Here is a 21,057-nt window from a genome sequence, read left to right as displayed (position 1 = left end):
AAGCAGAACGGACAGACCGCCCGTCGCCATGCAAGGAGGCCGTCGTGCACGTCATCGAGCCACTCCAGGACGCCCCGCCGGAACCGGCGCAGCCGGCCGGCCAGCCACGGCCGCTGCTCGCCAGCTATGCAAACTATTTCGAGGTCGGGCACAACGCGTTCGAGTTCCTGATCGATGCCGGGCAGGTCGAGCCGCAGTCCGGCAACGTCCAGTTGATGAGCCGCGTCGCGGTCAGCCCGGTGCACGCCAAGCTGCTCGCGCAATTGCTGGCGAGCGCGATCGCCCAGTTCGAGGCGACCCACCACGCCATCCCCGACATCGGCGAACCGGAAACGGATCTAGCGATTCTTCCCCCGCAGGAATTCGAGCGGCGCGCGATCGATGCGCGCAGCAAGCCGATGCTCGGCGGCCGTCGCGACGAGCCCGATCAAAACCAGAGCTGAGGACACGACATGGCAGCGCAACTCCATCCCAACCGCATGGTCCTGACCGACCGTTTCCCGATGCTGGGCTTCACGATTCGCGTCGGCCACGCGCCGTGCGTCGCGGAACTGGTGATCGCCACCGATCCCGCGCTGTTCACGCGCAAGGACGGGCGCACGTCGTCGACGTTCTACACCAGCCGCGAGGACGGCCTGCTGGCGATCCCGCGCGGCGAAGCGGTGTACATGGTGCCGCCGGCGGTGCTGGCGCGCTTCGTGGGCGCGGGCCGCCTGTGGTTCGGTCTCGCCACGGCCGCTTCGCCCGATGTCGATGCATGGACGATCGACGTGCTGCCGAATGCCGACAGCCCCTACGTGTCGCTGTCGGGGCTCAGCGATCGCGGGTTGCGCAGGGTCCGCGTGTTCCCGACGCGCGGTGGCGCCGCCGCCAGGAGTCCGCTGTTGAACTGGGCGGGCGACGGCACCCGGCCGGGCGCGACCGCCGTACCGGCGCCTGCCGCGCCGGGCGCTGCTTCCGCCGCGCCGCGGCCGGCCGTCGAACCCGTTGCGCCGCACCATGATGTTCACTACGACGACGGGTTCGGTCCGCTTCCGCCGCTGAATGTCGCAACGCCCGTCGAGGCGAAGCCGCAGGCACCGGTACCGGTGCCGGCGCCGGCCACGCACACGGCGCCCGCCGCCGCGCCGGCGCCCGTCTCGCAGGGGATGAGCGACGATGCCGAGTTCCGCATCGCCGGCGACCGACGCAGTTTTACCTGGCCGCGGCCCCGCAAGCTGTCGACCGTCGAGCGGGCCGCGCTGCGCGCGATCCTGAGCGCGAATCCGGCCACCGCGTCGCTGATGCTGCTGCTGCCGGTCGCGATGCGCAACGGCCTGTCGGTCTCGATCGGCGCGGGCGCGGGCGCCGGGATGGAGTCCGGGGCCTCGGGCGCGGTCGGCGTCATCTTCGACGCCAATGGCGACGACATCGGCGTGTTCGTGTCGGGCGAGCTCGACTTCGGCTACATCGTGTCGGCGAGCCTCACCGGCCAGATCAGCCTGCTGCGCGGCCATATCGACGACTTCTCGGGCACCGGCACGACCGCCGGCGTGATGGTCGGCGAAAGCGCGGCCGGGGGCATCTCGGCGCTGTTCAACGCCCGCGGCGAATTCGTCGGCGTTACATTGTCGGCCGGCGTCAGCGTCGGCAACCCGGTGAGCATCTTCGTCGGCGTCTCGCGCGCCGCGGCGGGCACGATTGCCACGTCGTCGTCGCTCGCGTGGTCGCGCGCCCTGAGCGACGACCCGGAGGCCTACGGCATCGATACGCCGCCGTACAGCGACGACGATGCGGGCGCCGAGCCGCCCGCGACGGCCAGCGCGCTGGCGCTGGGCGCGCGCGAGAACAGCCTCGTCACGCGCACCGCGGCCAGCCCGAATTTCGACGAGGGGCGCGGCAGCAAGACGATCGACCGCATCATCATCCACATCGCCGACGTACCCACCGTCCAGCGCGTGGTGAATACCTTCACCAATGCCACCTCCAAGGTGAGTTCGCATTACCTGGTCGGGCAGGAGGGCGAAGTCGTCCAGTTCGTCTCCGAGGCCGACACGGCGTGGCACTGCAAGGGCTCGAACCAGCGCAGCATCGGCATCGAACACATCGCGGTGAAGCGCGGCGGCGCCGACTACCCGCGTCGCAACGGCACCGTCCAGCATTTCGACGCGCTGGCGCCGACCCAGCTTCAGTACGAAACCTCGGCCGCGCTGGTCGCGTCGCTGTGCGACAAGTATCAACTGCCGATCAATCGCACGACGATCATGGGCCATCGCGAGGCCGACACCTCGACCGGCCATACCGCGTGCCCTGACGGCAACTGGGACTGGGACTATTTCATGCGGCTGGTCACCAGCCGCACCTGCCAGCCGCAAGCGGCCGGCCAGGCGCTGGGGCTCGCCGCCCGAGGCCTCGGCGACGACATTCCGCTCGACCCCGGCGTCGGCGGGCTGTCGATCGGCACCGACGCACTGGAGATCGGCGACATCATTCTCAGCACCACCGGCAATCCGGGCTCCGGTGTCATTCGCGCCGGCTCCGGCGCCGAGGTCAGCCACGCGATGCTCTATGTCGGCCAAGGCGGGCAGGTGATCGAGGCGATTCCCGGCGGTGTTCAGCTGCGTCCGCTCGCGGATGCGCTGGCCGATGCGCGCCTCGCGGTCGCGTTCCGGGTGCCGGGCCTGACCGATACGCAGCAGCGGCAGGTCGCCGATGCCGCCGCGCGCTATCTCGATCGCGGTTTCAACTACGTCGGGCTGGTCCGCTGCGGCAGCTATTTGATCGACCGTCGCGCGTGCGACCTGCTGTCGGGCGATGCGGCGGAGCGCTGCCGCCGCTTCGTCGGCCGCATCGAACTCGGAGACGGCGCCGACACCGACAACTTCTTCTGCTCGCAACTGGTCGCCCAGTCATTCCAGGACGCAGGCAGGCCGATCGTCACCGTGCCGCCTCACTGGGTGCCGCCGGGCGATCTCGCCAGTCTGTCGACCGGCACGATGGCCCCTGGAACGCTTGCATACGTCGGCCATCTGAAGGCGCCGATCCCGAGCCGCGGCTTCTTCGGCATGAGCCAGGCGCTGGCGGTCGCGCCGGGCGCCGCGCGCGCGCTGGGGGCCGACGACTGGACGGTGAACTGGGACGACGTGCAGATGACTCCGCAGCCCACCGACATGGGGTGCTGGGCGACGGCCGCGTCGATGGTGCTCGGCTGGCGCGACAACCAGAGTGTCGATCCGACGCTGCTGGCGCGCTGCATCAGCCTCGAGCGCCAGATGCGGGACGGCCTGGCGCCGGCCGAAGTGGCGGGGTTCGCCGCTGCGTCGACCCTCACCGTCGAGCCCAACGCGTGCTTCGCGCCCGAAGGCTTTCGGCGGCTGCTGGAGGCGAACGGGCCGATCTGGGTCGCCGAAGTCGTGCGTGCGCCGGTCAACTTCTTCCATGCGGTGGTGGTGACGGGCATGTATCGCAGCGGCGACGCGTATTTCGTGCGGATCACCGATCCGCTCGACCGCGTGGTCGGCACGCCGGGCCATCCCGGCGCGCGGACGCTGCCGCCGACCCACGCGACCGGCAGCCGCTACATCATGACCTACGAGGATTTCGTGTCGGAATTCGAGGCGGCGGCCGGCATCGGCGTGATCCAGCTCATGCATTCGGGCGGCACGTTCGGCCACATGATCAATCGCGGCAGCGCGGCGGGCGCGGGTTACGCGCTCGGCATCGAGCCGCCGTCCGCAGGCGGCGAATTCGGCCTCGGCGTGACCCTGACCCGGCGCACCGAGAGCCGCGACGGGCGCAGCTACGATCTCGCGCAGCTGGCGGGGCTGGTCCAGCCCGCCAACGCGCTGGCGGGCGGCGCGGGGCAGCCGCGCATGCCGGGTCAGCGCATCACGCTCGACGACTGGCCATACATCGACGGGCCGAGCGGCCGCACGTCGGCGCCGGTGTCGATCGACTGGGCGTGGCAGGGCGGCGCGGTCGGCGACGTGACGATTGGCGCGGCCCAAGGGCAGATGCTCGACGGCTGGACCGCATTCGTGCGCGCCGATATCGGCCGCGGTTCGGGAACCCCCGAGCGGGCGAGTGTCACGCTGCGCATCACCACCACGTTCCGGCATGCCGGCGAGGAGGAGCAGGTCGGGGTGACGGAGGTGGTGCTGAACGGCGACGGCCGCTTCCAGACCGTGCACGGCGCCGACGGCGCGCCGCCGCTTCCGGCAAGCGGCACGCAGCCCGCGCCGCGCGAACCGCAACCTGCCTGACCCTCGAGGGACACGCGCGATGGCCCGCCTCATCCCCCCTCCGCCACCACGCGGCGCGGTAACGCCCGCGGTGGCACTTGCTCGCGACGCATTCGGCCGCGAGATCGTCGACGGCTCCGGATCGAGCGACCCGGGCAGGCAGGACGGCGTGCTGCCGCAAGCGGCGCCGGCCGGCGCCGCGGTGTCCGGCGCGCCGGGCGCGTCGGCGCCGCCCAAGGAGAAGGCGACGGACGCCATCGGCCGGCGTGCGGCGGCGCTGGCCGATGCGATCGACTTTCCGACCTTCGTCGCGAGCCTGGTGCATGGCACGTACGACGCGATCGTCGACAGCTCGATCAAGCAAGTGGAGAGTTTCGCCGACCTGGTCGGCGCGGTGGCCAAGCCGCTGGACCAGTTCACGCAGGAGAACGTGACCGACGGACAGGCGCGCGCATGGCTGGTCGAGCAGTATCCGCACGACGTGACGCTGGTGCAGGACGGTGGCGAATACCGCCTCGCGCCGGTCGCCCGGCCCGGCGACGACGACACGACGCCCGCGCCCGCGTGGCTCGCCGATTTCGGTGCGGCCGACGGCGCGTTCGACACCCAGACGCTCGAATCGGTGGTGCTGCCCCACGCCCGCGAGCGCGTCGCGCAACATCGGCTGTCGACGCTGTCGACGATGGTGCTGCTCGGCATGCAGCGGGTCGTGGTCAAGGACGGCACGATCGCGGCCAGCCTCAATTTCCAGGCCAAGGCGCGCGACCGGGCCGCCGTGCAGTACGCGACGTCGAACGACCCGTCGTCGGGACAGACGACCTGGGGCGGACGCGGCACGTCGGGCGATGTCGTCACCACGGTCTCGACCGTCGCGGTCAATGCGCAGACCGACACCGATCTCAAGGCGACGCTGACCGGAAAGGTGAGCATCAATTTCGCCTCGGAGACGCTGCCGCTCGACCGTTTCGTCGATGAGGCGTCGCGCAATCTGCTGGAGCGCCACAGCCGGCCTGCGGCGCGGATCGCGCCGCAGGCGGCGACGGGCACCCCGCCCGCGGCACCGGCGGCGGCGCCCGTACTCGCGCCTGCGGTGACACCGGCGCCGGCCGCCGCGCCGGCATTGCCGGCCGCGTCCGCGACGCCCGCCGTGCTTGGCGCACCGGCCGCTCCCGCCACGCGGCCCGCATCCGCCCGGGGAGAACCGACATGATTTCGCCGCGGCCGCTGGGCGAGACGCTGGGCGCGTTCGCCGACGTTGCCGAACAGCTGACCGCGGGCGCGGCGCAGGGGTTGCGGGTGCGCTCGGTGGCCATGGAGCTGCCGCTCGACCTGCGCGTCGCGCACAGCGCCGACGGCATCGAGCTGGTCGGCGACCTGCCGCAGTTCCTGACCCGCACGGCCTTCGATCCGGAGCCGGCGCGGCTCGCGATCGTCCTCGAAGCCGTGCCGATCGACGGAGCGGGGCAATGAACAGCAACGCCAGCCTGCGCCTCGAGGATTTCATCCAGGCCGTGCAGAGCCAGCTCGACAACGCGCAGGCGGCGATGGCGATCAAGGCGCGCAACCTCAACCTGCCGCTGACCTTCGCGATCAAGGACGTCAACCTCGACTTGCGCGCCCATGTCGAATTCGTCGAAAGCGAAGTCTGGATTCGCCCCGCCGGCCCGGGCGACACCGACAGCAGCACGTTCCATCTCGTCTTCACGACCATCACGCGGCCGGCGATCGAGGAAAACGCGATCGCGTTGTCCGAGGACAGCAAGGACCAGCCGCTCGACGCGCTGGGCGACGAGCTTTCGGCCGAGGACCGCAAACGGCTGGAATGGGCCGGCGTGCGCACGGTCCGGCAATTCCGGCAGGCCGAACAGCGCGACATGGTGCATGCGATCGGCCGCGTCACCAACCTGTCCGTGGACCGGCTGCGCCGGGCGCTCGACCGGGCGTCCGCGCCGAGCGTCGAGCGGGTCGAGGCCGTGGCGCCCGCCACCGATGCGCAGCCCGACGCGTCGCCGCTGCTGCGCGTGATCGGGCGCAACCTCGTCAACGGCACGCACGCGCCGCTGGTGCGGATCGGCAATCGCCCGGTCGCGGTGTTGCAATCGACGGACGACGAGCTGCTGCTCGCGCCCGGTCGCGACCAGTGGGCGGGCGAACTCGCCGTCTCGCCGACGAGCCGGCATGCTGCCGCGCTGGCGTTCGACCTGAGCGCATTCGCGCCGACGTCCGCGCCCGCGGCCAGGCCCATGACGCTGGCGGCCGTTCCCGGTCAGGAGGAGGCGCGGCCATGACGATCCATGCACTCGGCACGCCCTGGGCATCGCCCGGCGAGCGTCAGTTCAGCCTGCCGACCAGTCTGCTCGTCAAGCTGGCGCTCGGCGAAGCGCCCGAGCACGTGCCGTCGATCCGCGACGTGACGCGCGGCGCGCTGGCCGCCGCGCAATGCATCGACGGCGGCCCGGTCGACCGCATCGTGGCCGCGTTCGCCGGCCGCTTTCTCGCGGTGCGCCCGTTCAGCGCGGCAGCCGGGCGCTGGGTGCCCGGGCACGCGCACCTCGGATACGACGCGATCGAACAGATGACCGGCATGGCCCGCACGCTGCTGTTGCGCGTGCCGGCCGGCACGCCGATCGGCGAACTGTGCGACGCGCTCGCCCAGCTCGCGACCGTGGAAAGCGTGACGCCCAACTACGTGGCGACGGTCCCGATGGACGCGCCCGGCCGCCTGGCGCCCGTGCCGCCGGCCGCGCGGGTGGCGCAGGATGCGCGCGCGCTGGTGCGCATGGCCGACGCGCACGCGATCGAGCCAGGCGACAGCGGCGTCACGGTCGGTCTCATCGACAGCGGCATCGCCCGCCAGCATCCCGAATTCGCCCACGCATTCCGCGCCGGCGCCGATACCGTGCGGCTGGAGCCTGGCGATCTGTCGCCGGGCGTGCAACTGCTGAGCGGTCACGGCCATCGCGGCGATTTTCCCGAAGACCGCTTCGTCGGTCACGGCATGGGCTGCGCGGGCATCATCGCGGCGGAGGGCGTGGCGATGCCGCGCGGGCTCGGCGGCGACTGCCGCATCCTGCCGATGCGCGCCCTGGCCGCTGCCCGTTTGCCGGGCAAGGCGCACGCGATCGGGCTCGGCGCGATCGCCGATCTCGATCGCGCGCTCAAGCTCGCGGTCGACCTCGGCGCGAAGATCATCAACATGAGCTTCGGCACCGACGATGCGACGATCGCCGCCAACCGCCCGAAACCGCACGCCGACACGATCGCGTATGCCGCCGCGCGCGGCTGCATCCTCATTGCCGCGAGCGGCAACAACGGCAGCGTGAGCCGCTACTGGCCCGCCGCCTACCCGCAGGTGATCGCGGTCGGCGCCGTGGGCGACGACGGCCGGCCGGCCCCGTTCTCGACGCGCGGGCCGCACGTCGCGCTGTGCGCACCCGGCGAACAGGTGCTGACGACCGCGATCGAGGCTTATCAGCTTGCGACCGGCACCAGTTTCGCCGCGCCGTTCGTCGCGGGCGCCGCGGCGCTGCTCGTCGCATACGCGCAGCGTCGCGCCTATCCGCTCGACGGCGCGACGGTGCGCGATCTGCTCGTTGCCGCCGCGCGCCCGTTCGCGCGCGGCGCGGCCGACGGCTGCGGCGCCGGCATTCTCGACGCGGCCGCGGCGCTGCAGGGGCTGTCCGGCCGCATCGACGCCTATGACGCGGCGGGCGACGACGGTTGCACGGGCAAGGAAGGCCGTGCCGACGACGGCTGACTTGCGCACCGGATCCCGTTCACTCCCCCGAACCGACCGGATTTCAAGGAGAAGTTAAATGTTTCATGTCAACAATCAAGTCCGCTTCCTCGACCTCGTCGACCTCGAGACCCGGGCACGCGACGGGCTGGTCGATATCGTCAACCGGCTCGAGTCGCTGAAGCGGCCGCCGGTCGCCGCCGAGCGGGAGCAGCTCGCGCTGTGCAAGGCCATCCTCGCGGTCGTCTACGACACGAAGCCGTCCGACGGCGTTCCGGAAGTGTGCGATCCGCTGTTCGTCGCCACCCGCGAACTGCTGGCCAGCAAGTCGCTGGTCAACCCGCCGCTGCTCTCCGAGGTCAACGGCCAGCTGGTGTTCGACGCGGGCGACGTGAGCGGCGCCAATGGCGCGAACGGCGCGAACGGCTCGGACCCGGAGGCTGTGTCGATCACGCTCGTCGCGCTGGTGCTGGGCATCCTCTCGGTGGACGGAGCCACGCCGCCGCCCGTGAAGGTCGACGGCGGCAAGACCGTGCCGGACGACGACAACGTGCTGATGAACACCTTTACCCGCCAGTTTTTCGCGGCGGTGGGCGAGGCCAATTCGTACGGCGCGCTGGCGCAGCGGGTGCTGGCGCTGCTGTGCATCGAGGGCGATCCCGACGGCCGCGGCGGCGAGCAGCCGGGGGTGGTCACCACCGAATTCGCGCGCGTGATGCGCGGCCTGCAGGCGCGCAAGATCCAGGCCGACGAACCGCAATTGCGTCGCCGCATCAACGAGGAGCTGAACACCGTCCAGAACATCGGCGGCGAGGACGCGATCGCCGATCTCGGCATCGACCTGCCGAACCTCGAGGATCTGGAGGACGCGAACATCGTCGCCGACAACGTGCGCGTGATGGGCCCGATGATCGTCGCCGCGATGTTCGACGAGCTCAAGGTGTTCCAGGTGGTCGACCGCATCGTCGAGCAGTTCCAGCACGGCACGCTGCCGATCGGCCCGGGCAACGCCGGCAAGCTGCTCTATCGCTACTGGCGCGAAACGCCGAACCGCATCTCCGAGCAGGAGCGCAAAAACTTCGCGGCGATCACGCTCGGCGTGCCGGGCGGCGATCCGAATACGGCCGGCAACCGCGAATTCAACGACTTGTGGATCCGCTTCGTGTCGTCGGTTTCATCGTTTGTGCGCCAGACCGAAGTCGACTCGCTGCTGCGCGCGAGCGTGCCGAACCCGATCAACCACCAGCAGGTGCGCAAGGCCGCCCGCGATCTCGCCGGCAACCTGTCGCTGCACGGCTACGGCATGGCGCATTACGCCGCGCGCGAGATCCAGTCGCAGGTCAAGTTCATGATCGACCTGCTGCAGGACCCCGAGATCCGCGGCTGCTACGGCGCCAAGGACATGTGGCAGGTGATCGACCAGGTCGCGACCTACGATCTGGGCGGCGCGCGCACCAGCTCGCGCTATCGCACGCTGGCGACCTGCGGCACGATCATCACCGCGTGGCTGGCCAACAACGTCGATCGCGTCAACAAGGCGACCGGCCCGCTGCTCAGCATCGACCAGATCGCCAACCCCGACGTCTCGTCGAACCACAAGTCGACCGTCGACCCGACCGATTACGACCTGGTCAACGCGTGCGAGCTGTGGCTGGCCGATACCGCGACCACCGATACGCAGATCGAGCAGTTCTCGCAGCCGCGCGAGGCGCCGCAGATGACGTCGAAGCCCGTGCCGATCCCGGCGATGGCGCGCGAGATGCTGGACGGCGTCGGCGATATCGGCGCCGGCATCGGCCTGGGGGCGGGCGTGCCGGTGAAGGCGGGCTACGGCGTCGGCACGCACAACGGGGCGAGCTATTACGCGAACCGTCCGCACTGAACCGGCGTTGCGTGCGCTGCGCCATTCCCGAACCCTGCCGGAGCCGAGCCATGCCCATGACCACATCCCGCGAACCGGTCGTCGCCCGGGTCGAGCGACGCCTGAAAAGCGCCGCGCGAAGCCTTGGCACCGCCGATCCATTCGCGCCGTCGCGCGACCTGTTCCTGCGCACGTTCGGCGACGGCGCCGACGATCTGCGGTTTCGCGACAACGCGCTGATGCCGATGGCGGTACCGTTCGAGCCCAGCTTCTCGGAAAGCCAGCCGGGCAACCTGCGCTTCACGATCGAGCCGCTGCCGCCGGAGGCGTCCGCGATCGACCGGCGCGACGAATCGACCCGCGAAATGCGCAAGCTGATCCGGGACTTCATCGGCCGCGAAGCGCTGCACTGGTTCGACCAGGCGAGCGAGCCGTTCCGCGGCTTCGCGCGGCCGGGCGGCAATCTCGATTACGGCGCGTTCTTCGGCTCCAGCTACGACCGCGACGGGCTCTATGCGTCCAAGGTGTACTACGAGCTGCCCGGCGACGCCGGCACGATCGAGAACCTGCCCCGCGACCTGGCCGGCGTCGTCCAGGCCGCGCTGCGGATGGTGCCCGGGCTCAAGCCGCTCTTTACCACGATGGCGGCCCAGCGCGATCTCGGCGGCCAGCGGCTCACGTTCGCGTGCACCCGGGCGCTGCGGCTCGCCGATCTGCAGCCGGTCATGGACGCGCTCGGCATCGGCCATCGGCTTCCCGGCATCATGCAGCTTCTGGGGCTGGTGCTCGGCGGGCGGTTCGACCTGCCGCCGCATGGCGCGCTGCTCGCGTTCGGGCTCGGTCCGGACGGGCCGGATTTCGAGCTCTACGTGCTGCTCTCGGCGATCCCCGACGTGCCGCCGGCGTTCCTCAGCCTGCTGACGATGGGGCTCGCCGAGCGTCCGCGCGGGCTGCAGGCGCTCGAGCGATGGATGGGCGCGTTCACGCCTGAGGACGCGCACTGGCCGGGCCGCTTCTCGATCATCAGCTTGCGCACGGACGCGGCCTGCCCGGCACGGGTGAGTCTCTACCTGCGCCCCATCGAGTTCGAACTGCCTGTGGACGCGCCTGCCCAGGCCAACTGAATCGCTTCGTCACGCGTTTCCCGCGAGGTCGCCATGTTCCCGCAAGCCGCCCGTTCCACGCCGATCGCGCCACCGCCCAGCGCCGCCGCGGCCACCCCGCGCCATATGCCGCCGGCGCCGGTGCCGGCCGACGAAGTGCGCCACGGCGTCGCGCAGATGCTGACCCGGTCGCAGGCATTCAACGCGATGCCCGACGCCGATCGCCGCGACATCGCGCGCAACACCGCATTGATCGCCGACTATCTGGCCCGGCCCGAGGGGTTCGCCGGCAATGAAATCCCGGGCGGGCTGGGCACCGCCACGGCGCGCACGCTCGACGACAACACGGATCATTCGGCGCACGAGCAGGATTTCAACGTCCACAACAAGGCAGTCGAGGACATCGGCAAGTCCAAGTTCACCGCGTCGGCCGCGCGCGAGGGCGCGGCGGTCGCGGGCGAGCTGCTGAACCAGGTCAAGTTTCCGACCTTCGTCGCCAGCCTGATCAGCGGCGTGTTCCAGTCGATCACGCACAGCTCGATCGAGCAGATGAAGGCGTATCAGGAAATGATCGCGCAGGTGGCGAAATCGCTCGGCCAGTTCGCCGACGAACATGTGACCGAGAACCAGGCGCGCGATCATATGGTCGGCCAGTTTCCCGACCTGTTCGAGATCGGCATGGACGACAGCGGCGATACGCCGAGCCCGCGCGTGCAGGTGCGCGACGGGGTCGACCCCGACGAGGCGTCGAAGACCGTGCGCGCCCGCCTGCAGATGGGCGACGGCGACACCTTCGACCTGTCGGACGAGGCCTCCGAGCTGGCCATCGTCAACCGCTTCAAGATGCAGCTCGCCAAGCAGCGTCAGCAGATGCTGGCCTCGATCGTGCTGATGGGCATCAACCGCATCGTCGTCACCGACGGCAAGATCTCGGCGAAGATCATCTACGACGTGCGCGCGCAGGACACGCTCACCAAGCAGCGCAGCGCCAGCGCGGTCGACCTCGCCCGCGACAAGGACGGCAACGTCCAGTCGACCTACGCGGGCAAGGGCACTTACGATCGCGGCGGCAAGTACGACTCCAGCAACGACAAGGACAACGGCCGCCAGTACAGCGCCGACTACTACGCGAAGGGCGACTACGAATACGAGAACAAGCCGATCGTCACCGCGTCGACTGCCGCGTCCGAAACCAGCAACGCGGCGATGCAGACCAAGATCCAGATGTCCGGCGCGGTCGACGTCAACTTCAAGAGCGACTACCTGCCGCTCGACAAGATGGCGACGCCGCAGATGATCGCCACCATCACCGGCAACGCGACGCCGGCCGATCCCAACGTGCTGCCCAGTCCGAAAACGCCGCCGGCCGCGGCCGCACCCGCCGCGGCTCCTGCCCCGGCAGCGGCGGCGGCTCAGGCGCCGGCCAAGGGAAACTGAGCCATGCGCCCGCCCGCTTCACCCGACGCGCTTCACCCGGTGCGGCCGCCCACGAGCGCCGCCGCGTTCGACGCGACGCGGCCCGAGGTACGCCGGCTGCTGACCGCGATTCCGTCGTTCCTCGACCTGCCCGACGACGAGCGCCGCCGCATCGCCGCGGATACGGTGCGCGTGCTCGCTTACCTGGCGGATCCGAACGGCGTGCATGCCGAGATCGCCGAGCGCGAGGCGAACGGTGAACTGCCGCCCACCGGCCTCGCGCACCCGATCGCGCAGCCGCAGCCTCGGCCGGCGCCGGCCGCCGCGACGCTGGCTGACGACCCCGTCACCGCGACCAAGCGCCAGCTCGCGCAGGATCCCGGCTTCGCCGGCAAGGACTTCCAGGCCGGTGCGGTGAAGCAGGGCGTCGAGCAGTTCGGCCAGATGGTGAAGAAGGTCGATTTTCCGAAATTCGTAGGAGGACTGATCAAGAACGTGTTCCAGGCGATCGTCGAAAGCTCGATCGAGCAGATGCGCGCATATGGCGAGTTGATCGCCAACGTCGCCAAGACCACCGCGCAGTTCATGAGCGACAACATCAGCGAGGGCGCCGGCCGTGACTATCTCGCCGATTCGTTCCCGGACGTGCTGTCGGTGCAGGCGCAGGAAGGCGCCGATGCGTTCGACGCGGACAGCACCGGCGCGGCCGCGGCGGCGGCCCCGACGCGGCTGGTGGCGCAGGGCGACAACGCGCAGCAGCGGCTTGCCGAGATCAGCCGGAACTACAACCTCGATCCGCCGGTGACCGACCTGTCCGACGACAAATCCGAGCTGCGCCTCGTCACTGCGGCGCGCCTCCAGATGGCGAAGCAGCGGCAGCAATTGCTGTCGTCGATGGTCATGCTCGGCATCAATCGCATCGTCGTCACCGACGGGTCGATCAACGCCAAGGTGGTATTCGATATGCGCGCGAGCGACACCGCGAAACGCACCTACACCGCGTCGATGCACGACCGCGAAAGCCAGAAATACAAGGAATCGCTCAACGCCCATTACGGCAGCTGGTACACGCCGTATTCGGCCGACGCCGCGTTCGAGGGGCAGCAGGAACACGTGGCGACCGTCGGGTCGGCGCTCGACGACACGAGCGAATCGAAGGCCGAGGTGAAAGCGAAGCTCTCGGGCGAGGTGCGCGTCAACTTCAAGAGCGACTACCTGCCGCTCGAGAAGATGGCGACGCCCGAGATGATGTCGGTGATCCAGGGCAACTCGACGCCGTACAACCCCAACAAACCGGCCCCCGCCGCCGGTTTGCCCGCCGGGCAGCACTGAATCATGGCGCGCATGCTCATCGCCCCGCCGGCGGATGCCGGACTCGCGGCGGCCATCCGGTCGGGGGAGCGGCTCGTCGAGCGTGCGACCGCGCACGGCCTCGCGTTCGCGCTCGACGAACTCGGCGACATCGCGATCCCCGATCCCGTCGCCGCACGCGTCGACAAGGCGCAGCTGCGGGCGCTCGCGTCGCTCTATCTGGCGGCCGACCTCGAGTCCGCGGGAGTGATCCCCGCAGTCGAGGCGCTCGCCGGTTTGTCCGCAAGCGGTGCCGTCGGCGTCGACCTTGGCGGCGCGGCGCCGCTGGTCGTCAACTGGTGGCGCCACCGCGCCGAGAAGCTGGCGGCCGGCGAACGTGCGGCGTTCTATTCGCGATTGTTTGGCACTGCGTACGGCCCTGCCGCCGCGGATGCCGAGCGCAACGTTCCGTTCGAGGAGTGCATGCTCGAGCTTTGCGAGGCGCTCTACAAGCTCGACGAGACGCCAGGCGCCGACCCGCGCGGGGATCTCGGGCAGCAGGCGCGGGTCCGCAATGCCGCGCGCGCCCTCGCGCAGAACCTCGGTGCCGCCTGCACCGGCGTGACCGCATTCATGGCCGGCGAGATCGTCGGCATGCTCAGGGACGCGTTCGCGATCCTCGGCCATGCCGATCTGCGTCAAGGCTTCGCCGCGCGCGACATCTGGGGCGTGGTCGCCGGCATCGACAGGCTCTCGCGCCAGCCGTCGCGCTCGCCCGCCGCCTATGTGCGGCGCGGTAAAGCGGGGATGACCGTGATCGCGTGGCTGGCGGACGTCGCGGACGGGCTGGGCGCCGCGTCGCCGCTGCTGAGCACGGACAATCCGGTGATCGCCTCCGCCGCCGACTGGATCGAGGCGACGCTCAGTCTCGGCGAGAAGCCCGACGGCCCGGCGCGTTCCGCTCCGGACGACGGCCGCGCCGTGCCGCAGACTGCGCGCCCGGCGGCGCCGGCAAACTCGTGGGCGGCACTCGGAACCTGACATGAAACCGCGCTGCTCAGGCCGTCGCGACACGGGCGGCGCAATCCGGGAACCGACGGCGGCAGGCGTGCCGTCGCCATCGCGGCCGCACGCCATGCGGCGGAGCGGTTGAAATGGCGGCAAGCGCACCTCTTGCGCGTTCGCCGGTGCCGCGGCCCGACGTTCGACACCATGTCCGCGAACTGCTGTCCGCTCAGCAGGGTTTCGGCGCGCTCGATCCGGCCATGCGCCGCGATCTCGCGTCAGGACTCGCACGGATCGGCTCGATCGCGCTCGACCACCACGAACTCGCGGCGCGCCCCGGCACGGCACTGGCCGTTGCGCAGAACGCGGGTTCGGAGTATTCGGGCACCGCCATCGACCGGATGGCCGGCACCACCCGGGCGGTGCTCAACGCGGTGTCGTTCCCGCGCTTCGTGACCGAGCTGATCACGGGCGTCTTCAAGGCGATGAACGATTCGAACCAGCAACAGCTGACCGCGTTCGTCGACCTGATCCGCAATGTCGCGCAGACCACCGAAGGCTTCGCGGACAGCAACGTGGGCATCGCCGGCGCGCGGCAATGGCTGGCCGAGCATTTCCCCACTGCCTACGAGGTCACCGGCGACGACGAGGCTGCGGACGACGCCGACGAACTGGCGGGCCTGCCGCCGGACGAGCGCCGCCAGCGCCAGCAGGAACTGCAGGCCGAGCGCGATGCCGCGACCCGTTTGGCGTTGCGCCCGGGCGCGACTCCGCCGGCCGAAGCCGCGCTGCGCAGCGCGCTGGGATTGGGGCCGGGCGATGCGGTTCCGGCCTCCGATCCCGAGCGTCTGGTGCCGCTGGCCCAGCAGGTGCTGGCCCGCAACCGCCAGCAGTTGCTCGCGACGATGGTGCAGATGGGTTTGCAGCGCATTGTCATCGAGAGCGGGCGTCTCAACGCCGCGATGAATTTTCATATCGACGCGAGCAGCGCTGCCGCCAACGACCGCGGCTCGCAATTCGACACGCGCAACACGGTGGGGGTGAGCGGGGGCGCACGCTTCGGGCCCTGGGGCGCGGAGGCCAACGTGCAGAGCACGATCGGCTACGTGTCGACCGACCGAACCCAGACGACCGAGAGTTCGCACGCCGACGTCAACCTGAGCAGCGGCGTCGAACTGGTGTTTCGCACCGACTACGTGCCGTTGAACCGGCTGGCGGGCGTGGGCGACATCGAACGCATCCGTGTCAACACGATCAATCCGGATGCCGAAGCGGCGCGCCTGTCCGCCGATCGCACCGCGCAGCGCAGCGCCGAACAGGCCGACATGGCCGCTCGCCGGACTTCGCTGGACGGCGGACTGCGCGCGCCGCCGCCTTTGGGTCCCGCAGCGTCGGGTTCGGCAGGGGGCGCGCGTCCGAGCCAGCCGGGCTCGTCGGCCCCTTCGGGCTCTTCCTCCTCTTCGGCCTCGTCGCCGAATTCGGCGTCTGCTTCCGCGCCTGCGCCGCAGCCGCTGGCCAGGCCGGGCGCCGCAGCGTCCCCGTCGCCCGCGCACCCCGCGACGGCCGTGCCTCGATCGCCGGCCGGCGCAACGGCGGCGGGACATCGCGCAGCGTGACGAACGTGCACGCCGGCAGCCGTTGGCGACATCCCGTGCCGTGCCGAAGCGCGTCGATGACGACGTTCAGCCGCGCGAGCGACGTGTCGGGTACGAGGTGGCGCGAGGGCGTCGACGGGCAGCGCCGATCTGGCGCGACGACATCGTGAGGAGGACTTGACGTATGCGTCGATCAGGCACGCGGTGCGACCGACGCACCGACGATGCCATGCCGCCGCAGCGAATCCGCGACGAAGCCCGACACCTTCATCTCCTCGACGAACGCGCCGAGCAACGCGGCGGCCGCTTCGCCGCGGCTCTTCGGCACGCCCATCGCCTGGCGGATCACCATGAAGCGCTCGTCGAGCAGCCGCAGGCCCGTCGTCTTCGCCGCGTCGGCCTCGAGTTGCTGCTTTACGCCCGCCGCGACTTCGAGCTGCTGCTCGACGAAGGTCGGCACGACGGCCTGCGACGACGGCGCGCGCACGATCTGCGCGGCTTTCAATTCGCGCGTGAGGAACAGGTCGTACGCGCTGCCCTTGCCGACGGTCACGCGGTTGTGCGGCTGGTCGACGTCGACATTGCCGCGGATCGGCGAATCGTCGCGCACCAGATAGAAGCCTTCGATCAGCACGTACGGCTCGGTGAACGCGACCGTCTCGCCGCGCAGCGGATCGACCGCGAAGAAGCCGAAATCGGCGCGTTCTTCGGTCAGCGCCTGCACCGACTTGCCGGCGGTGTCGAACACGACGAGTTCGAGCTCGGCCGACAACCGCTCGGCAAACGCGCGCGCGAGGTCGACCGATACGCCGAACGGCTCGCCCGTGGCCGGGTCGCGGTTCGCAAGGATCGGATTGCCGAGATTGATCGACGCGCGCAGCTTGCCGGTCGGGATGAATGCGGAGCGGACGGAGGGATCGACGGTCATGAAAGGCTCGTAAGGAATCGGATGGGCCGGAACGGTGAACGGCCTGGGCGCCGAGGCATCGTCATCCGCGACGGATCGGGTGGCGCGTCGCGGCGGTGGCTTCGCCGCGATTACTTCACTGCGACTTCCGTATGCACGACTTGCGGCGGGCTCTTGAAGAACGGCCCGGCCAGTTGCCGCCACGCCTGGAAGTCGTCCGATTGCCGGAAATGGACCATGTGATCGTCGACGGTCTCCCATTTGACGACGAGCAGATAGCCGCCGCTGCGCTCGATCACGCGGTGCAGTTCGGCGCCGCCGCAGCCGCGCGCGCGGTCAAACAGCGGAAGTGCCTGGCGGACCGCCGCTTCGAATTGCTCGGCCTGCGACGGATCGATCTCGAGCGATGCCATTTCCAGAATCATGAATGCTCCATGCGGGGTGAATGATGCGACGGGGCGCGCCATGATCGACGCGTCCCGCAACGATACCGGAAGTCGGCATCACGCGTTCCGGATGACCGGCTCGTGCGCGGCCGACCGCGCGAGGGATGCCGCCGAACGGCTCATACGAATCAGCGTTTTCCCCAATATGGAATATGCGGCACGCGCCGATGTCACAGAGGTGGTGAAGATAAACAATCCGAGGACAGCCATGACCACATCCGCGATAAACGGAACGAATGATGCACCACCCGAAACGATCGCCGAAGCCGTATCCGACAACCCCGTCGCTGCTCCGTCGATCCTGCTGGTCGACGACGAGCCGAGCGTGCTGTCCGCGCTCAAGCGGGTGTTGCGGCCCGCGCGCTACGACATCCTGACCGCCGAAAGCGGGGAAGCCGCGCTCGACATTCTGGCTGCGACCGAAGTCGACCTGATCGTGTCGGACATGCGCATGCCGAACCTGAGCGGCGCGGCGTTTCTCGCCCGCGCCCGGTCGCTGTACCCGGACACGATGCGCATCCTGCTGACCGGCTATTCCGACATCGCGTCGATCGTGGAGGCCGTCAACGAAGGCGGCGTGTATCGCTACCTGAACAAGCCGTGGGACGATCACGACCTGCTGATGACCATCGAGCAGGCGCTCGAACAGCGGCGCCTGCGGGGCGAGGCCGCGCGGCTGGCCGCGTTGACCGAAGCGCAAAACGAAACGCTGCGCCGCTTCAATACGGAACTCGAAACGCAGGTTCGCGCGCGCACCGAGGAACTCGGGCAAACCGTGATGTTTCTCGAAGCGGCGCAGCATGACCTGAAAAGCAGTTTCACCGCGATGGTGCAGGTCTGCGCGAGCATGATCGAGATGCGCTGCGGGTCGGCGAGCGGGCATGCGATGCGCGTCGGCGAGATTGCGCGCCGTCTCGCGCTGTCGGCGGGGATGAGCAGCCTGCACGCGCAGGACGTGTATTTCGCGGGACTGCTGCACGGCATCGGCAAGCTGTCGCTGCCCGACGAGCTGTTGCACAAGCCGATCGTGAAGATGACCACGGACGAACACAGCCTGTTCCAGCAACACCCGCTGCGCGCGCAGATGGTGCTCACGCCGGTCGCGCAATTGCACAAGGTCGCGTCGATCGTGCTGCACCAGTACGAGCGATTCAATGGACGCGGCACGCCGGACGGGCTCGCGGGCGATGCAATTCCGCTCGGCTCGCGGATCGTCGCGATCGCGCGCGATTTCGAAGGGTTGCGCAACGGCGAGATCGGTTCGCCGCATTCGGTCGAGCAGGCGATCGACGTACTGCACTCGCAGGCCGGTGTGCGTTACGACCCGCTGCTCGTCGCGCGCTTCATCGACCTGATGCGGGATCCGGCGAGCCTGCGCATCGCGGCGTCCGTCACGGAGATCCGGTCCGAGCAGTTGCGCGAGGGAATGCAGCTCGCCGACGATCTGCGCACGCATCGCGGCGTGCTGTTGATGACGAAGGGCAGCGTGATGTCGGGGCACCAGATCGAGCTCGTGCGCCGTTTCGAGGCACGCGAAGGCACGACGTTCGACATTCTCGTGACGACCGGCACCACCGCGTCGACGCAGTCGCCGGCCGTCACGCCGCCTGACTGACGTTGCGCGGGACGGCTCGACCGTGGCGCGCGATCGGCCGCGCGTCGCGGCATCGCGTTCAATTCGACCGGGGCGCTCGATCATGCATGGCACCTACGACCTGCTGCTTGTCCTGCTGTCGCTCGTCATCGCGACGCTGGCTTCCTATACGGCGCTCGATCTGGCCGCATTCATTTCGCTGCTCGACAACCCGACGCTCAAGCGCGCGTGGCTGGCCGGCGGCGCGGCCGCGATGGGCACCGGAATCTGGTCGATGCATTTCGTCGGCATGCTGGCGCTGTCGCTGCCGATTCCGCTCGGCTATGCGCTGCCGGATACCGGCGCGTCGCTGGCGATCGCGGTGCTCGTTTCGTATTTCGCGCTGAACGTCGTCACGCGCGCGCGGTTGGGCCGGCGGCGCTTGCTGGCGGGCGGCATGCTGATGGGCGCCGGGATCGTCGGGATGCATTACACCGGCATGGCCGCGATGCACATGGCGCCGGGCATTCGCTACGATCCCGCGCTGTTCGCGGCGTCGATCGGCGTCGCGGTGATCGCGTCGACCGTCGCGCTCTGGATGGCGCAGACGTTGCGTGCGCAACAGGCTCGCCATGCGACCGCGCAACGCATCGGCGCCGCGCTGATCATGGGCATCGCGATCACGGGCATGCACTACACGGCGATGGCGGCCGCGCATTTCGCGCCGGATGCGCGCTGCGGCGCCGCGAACGGCATCGACGCACCGTGGCTCGCGACGACCATCGCGCTGTTCACGATGGCGACGCTGATCGTCACGCTGCTCGTCTGCCGCTTCGATGCGCGCACGACCTTTCTGCGCGGCATGACGGACACGCTCGAACGGCTGGTGCGATTGCGGACCGCGGAACTCGAAGCGGCGTTGCAGCGTTATGAGCAGACGACGGCGATGCTGCAACGCACGCGCGAGAACATGGCGACCGAGATCGACGAGCGCCGGGCGGCGCAGAGTCGGCTCGAACAGGAAAAGGACGAACAGCGGCGCCTGCTGCGGGCGCTCGAGGAAACCCACGTTCAGTTGCTGCAATCGGAAAAACTCGCGTCGATCGGCCAGCTCGCGGCCGGCGTTGCGCACGAGATCAACAATCCGATCGGCTTCATCAGCGCGAACCTCAATACGCTGAGGACGTGGGTGCGAAGCCTGCTCGACGTTGTCGCCGCGCATGATGCCGCGCTGACGCAGTTGGAACCGGCGACGCGCGACGTGCTGACGTCGATGCGCGTCGCGGCCGATCTGGACTACGTGCGCGACGAGATCGTGACGCTGATCGACGAATCGATCGATGGCGCGGTGCGGGTGCGGCGCATCGTGCAGGACCTGCGCGATTTCTCGCGGCCGGGCAGCGGCGAGTGGAGCGTGGTGGATATTCACGCGGGCCTCGAGAGCACGCTCAACGTCGTCCACAACGAACTCAAGTACAAGGCCGACATCGTCCGCGAGTACGGCGACGTGCCGCAAGTCGAGTGCCTTCCGTCGCAGTTGAACCAGGTATTCATGAACCTGCTCGTCAACGCCGCACATGCGATTCCGACGCGCGGCGTGATCACGATCCGCACGTCGAGCGACGGCGAACAGGTGTCGATCGCGATCAGCGATACCGGAACCGGCATGACGCCCGACGTCGTTCGGCGGATCTTCGATCCGTTCTTCACGACGAAGCCGGTCGGGCAGGGCACGGGGCTCGGGTTGTCGGTGTCGCATGGGATCGTCGAGCGCCATCGCGGCGCGATCGACGTGACGAGCGAGCCGGGGCGTGGCACGACGTTCTGCGTTCGACTGCCGATCCGGCGCGCGGATGTCAGCGCGGATGCGGCGGCAGCCGTCGAGCAACGGGCGTGAGCGACAGG

At 69.6% G+C, this 21,057-nt stretch carries 16 protein-coding genes; 14 read left to right on the top strand and 2 right to left on the bottom strand.

Translation table 11 applies throughout. The features are described 5' to 3' along the window. Nucleotides 1–44: 44 nt before the first annotated feature. The 12 genes from WS87_RS31875 (at nucleotide 45) to WS87_RS31820 (ending at nucleotide 16,247) form a co-directional block, all read left to right on the top strand. Nucleotides 45–443, top strand: coding sequence for a DUF3467 domain-containing protein (locus tag WS87_RS31875; protein ID WP_059820025.1), 399 nt, complete (start codon nucleotides 45–47; stop codon nucleotides 441–443). A gap of 9 nt (nucleotides 444–452) precedes the next feature. Then, a complete protein-coding gene (locus tag WS87_RS31870) occupies nucleotides 453–4,241 on the top strand; it encodes an N-acetylmuramoyl-L-alanine amidase (protein ID WP_236873278.1) in 3,789 nt (1,262 codons plus the stop codon). A gap of 70 nt (nucleotides 4,242–4,311) precedes the next feature. Then, nucleotides 4,312–5,430 (top strand): hypothetical protein, encoded by a 1,119-nt coding sequence (locus WS87_RS31865; protein WP_059820026.1) that lies wholly within the window; start codon nucleotides 4,312–4,314, stop codon nucleotides 5,428–5,430. Then, a complete protein-coding gene (locus tag WS87_RS31860; RefSeq protein ID WP_059820027.1) occupies nucleotides 5,427–5,690 on the top strand; it encodes a hypothetical protein in 264 nt (87 codons plus the stop codon). The genes WS87_RS31865 and WS87_RS31860 overlap by 4 nt, the downstream gene beginning before the upstream one ends. Next, nucleotides 5,687–6,508 carry a hypothetical protein gene (locus WS87_RS31855; protein WP_059820028.1) on the top strand — a complete coding sequence of 274 codons (822 nt, stop codon included), beginning with the start codon at nucleotides 5,687–5,689 and terminating at the stop codon, nucleotides 6,506–6,508. The genes WS87_RS31860 and WS87_RS31855 overlap by 4 nt, the downstream gene beginning before the upstream one ends. Next, on the top strand, nucleotides 6,505–7,977 hold the full coding sequence (locus tag WS87_RS31850) for a S8 family peptidase (RefSeq protein WP_059820029.1): 1,473 nt from the start codon (nucleotides 6,505–6,507) through the stop codon (nucleotides 7,975–7,977). Before WS87_RS31855 ends, WS87_RS31850 begins: the two co-directional genes overlap by 4 nt. 58 nt (nucleotides 7,978–8,035) lie before the next feature. Next, on the top strand, nucleotides 8,036–9,838 hold the full coding sequence (locus WS87_RS31845; RefSeq protein ID WP_107938238.1) for a hypothetical protein: 1,803 nt from the start codon (nucleotides 8,036–8,038) through the stop codon (nucleotides 9,836–9,838). A gap of 56 nt (nucleotides 9,839–9,894) precedes the next feature. Beyond that, nucleotides 9,895–10,941 (top strand): hypothetical protein, encoded by a 1,047-nt coding sequence (locus WS87_RS31840; RefSeq protein WP_236873277.1) that lies wholly within the window; start codon nucleotides 9,895–9,897, stop codon nucleotides 10,939–10,941. A gap of 33 nt (nucleotides 10,942–10,974) precedes the next feature. Continuing rightward, nucleotides 10,975–12,357 (top strand): hypothetical protein, encoded by a 1,383-nt coding sequence (locus tag WS87_RS31835; protein WP_059820032.1) that lies wholly within the window; start codon nucleotides 10,975–10,977, stop codon nucleotides 12,355–12,357. Nucleotides 12,358–12,360: 3 nt separating this feature from the next. Continuing rightward, nucleotides 12,361–13,668: a hypothetical protein gene (locus tag WS87_RS31830; RefSeq protein WP_082750705.1), complete on the top strand. Its 1,308-nt coding sequence runs from the start codon at nucleotides 12,361–12,363 to the stop codon at nucleotides 13,666–13,668. A 3-nt stretch (nucleotides 13,669–13,671) separates the two neighbouring features. After that, on the top strand, nucleotides 13,672–14,667 hold the full coding sequence (locus WS87_RS31825) for a hypothetical protein (protein ID WP_059820034.1): 996 nt from the start codon (nucleotides 13,672–13,674) through the stop codon (nucleotides 14,665–14,667). Nucleotides 14,668–14,891: 224 nt separating this feature from the next. Then, nucleotides 14,892–16,247: a hypothetical protein gene (locus WS87_RS31820; RefSeq protein WP_159085733.1), complete on the top strand. Its 1,356-nt coding sequence runs from the start codon at nucleotides 14,892–14,894 to the stop codon at nucleotides 16,245–16,247. A 172-nt stretch (nucleotides 16,248–16,419) separates the two neighbouring features. On the opposite strand, the gene WS87_RS31815 is transcribed toward WS87_RS31820, so the two are convergent. Beyond that, on the bottom strand, nucleotides 16,420–17,154 hold the full coding sequence (locus tag WS87_RS31815; RefSeq protein ID WP_059820036.1) for an ABC transporter substrate-binding protein: 735 nt from the start codon (nucleotides 17,152–17,154) through the stop codon (nucleotides 16,420–16,422). Between the two features lie 110 nt (nucleotides 17,155–17,264). Next, on the bottom strand, nucleotides 17,265–17,558 hold the full coding sequence (locus WS87_RS31810) for an antibiotic biosynthesis monooxygenase family protein (RefSeq protein WP_059820037.1): 294 nt from the start codon (nucleotides 17,556–17,558) through the stop codon (nucleotides 17,265–17,267). A 229-nt stretch (nucleotides 17,559–17,787) separates the two neighbouring features. Here WS87_RS31810 and WS87_RS31805 point away from each other — a divergent pair, with 229 nt between their 5' ends. After that, nucleotides 17,788–19,194, top strand: coding sequence for an HD domain-containing phosphohydrolase (locus WS87_RS31805; protein WP_059820038.1), 1,407 nt, complete (start codon nucleotides 17,788–17,790; stop codon nucleotides 19,192–19,194). Between the two features lie 82 nt (nucleotides 19,195–19,276). Then, nucleotides 19,277–21,049: a histidine kinase gene (locus WS87_RS31800; RefSeq protein ID WP_059820039.1), complete on the top strand. Its 1,773-nt coding sequence runs from the start codon at nucleotides 19,277–19,279 to the stop codon at nucleotides 21,047–21,049. Nucleotides 21,050–21,057: the final 8 nt, after the last annotated feature.

The sequence above is a fragment of the Burkholderia sp. MSMB0856 genome (assembly GCF_001524645.2).
Lineage (GTDB): Bacteria > Pseudomonadota > Gammaproteobacteria > Burkholderiales > Burkholderiaceae > Burkholderia > Burkholderia diffusa.
This window is presented reverse-complemented; position numbering and strand designations above follow the sequence as displayed.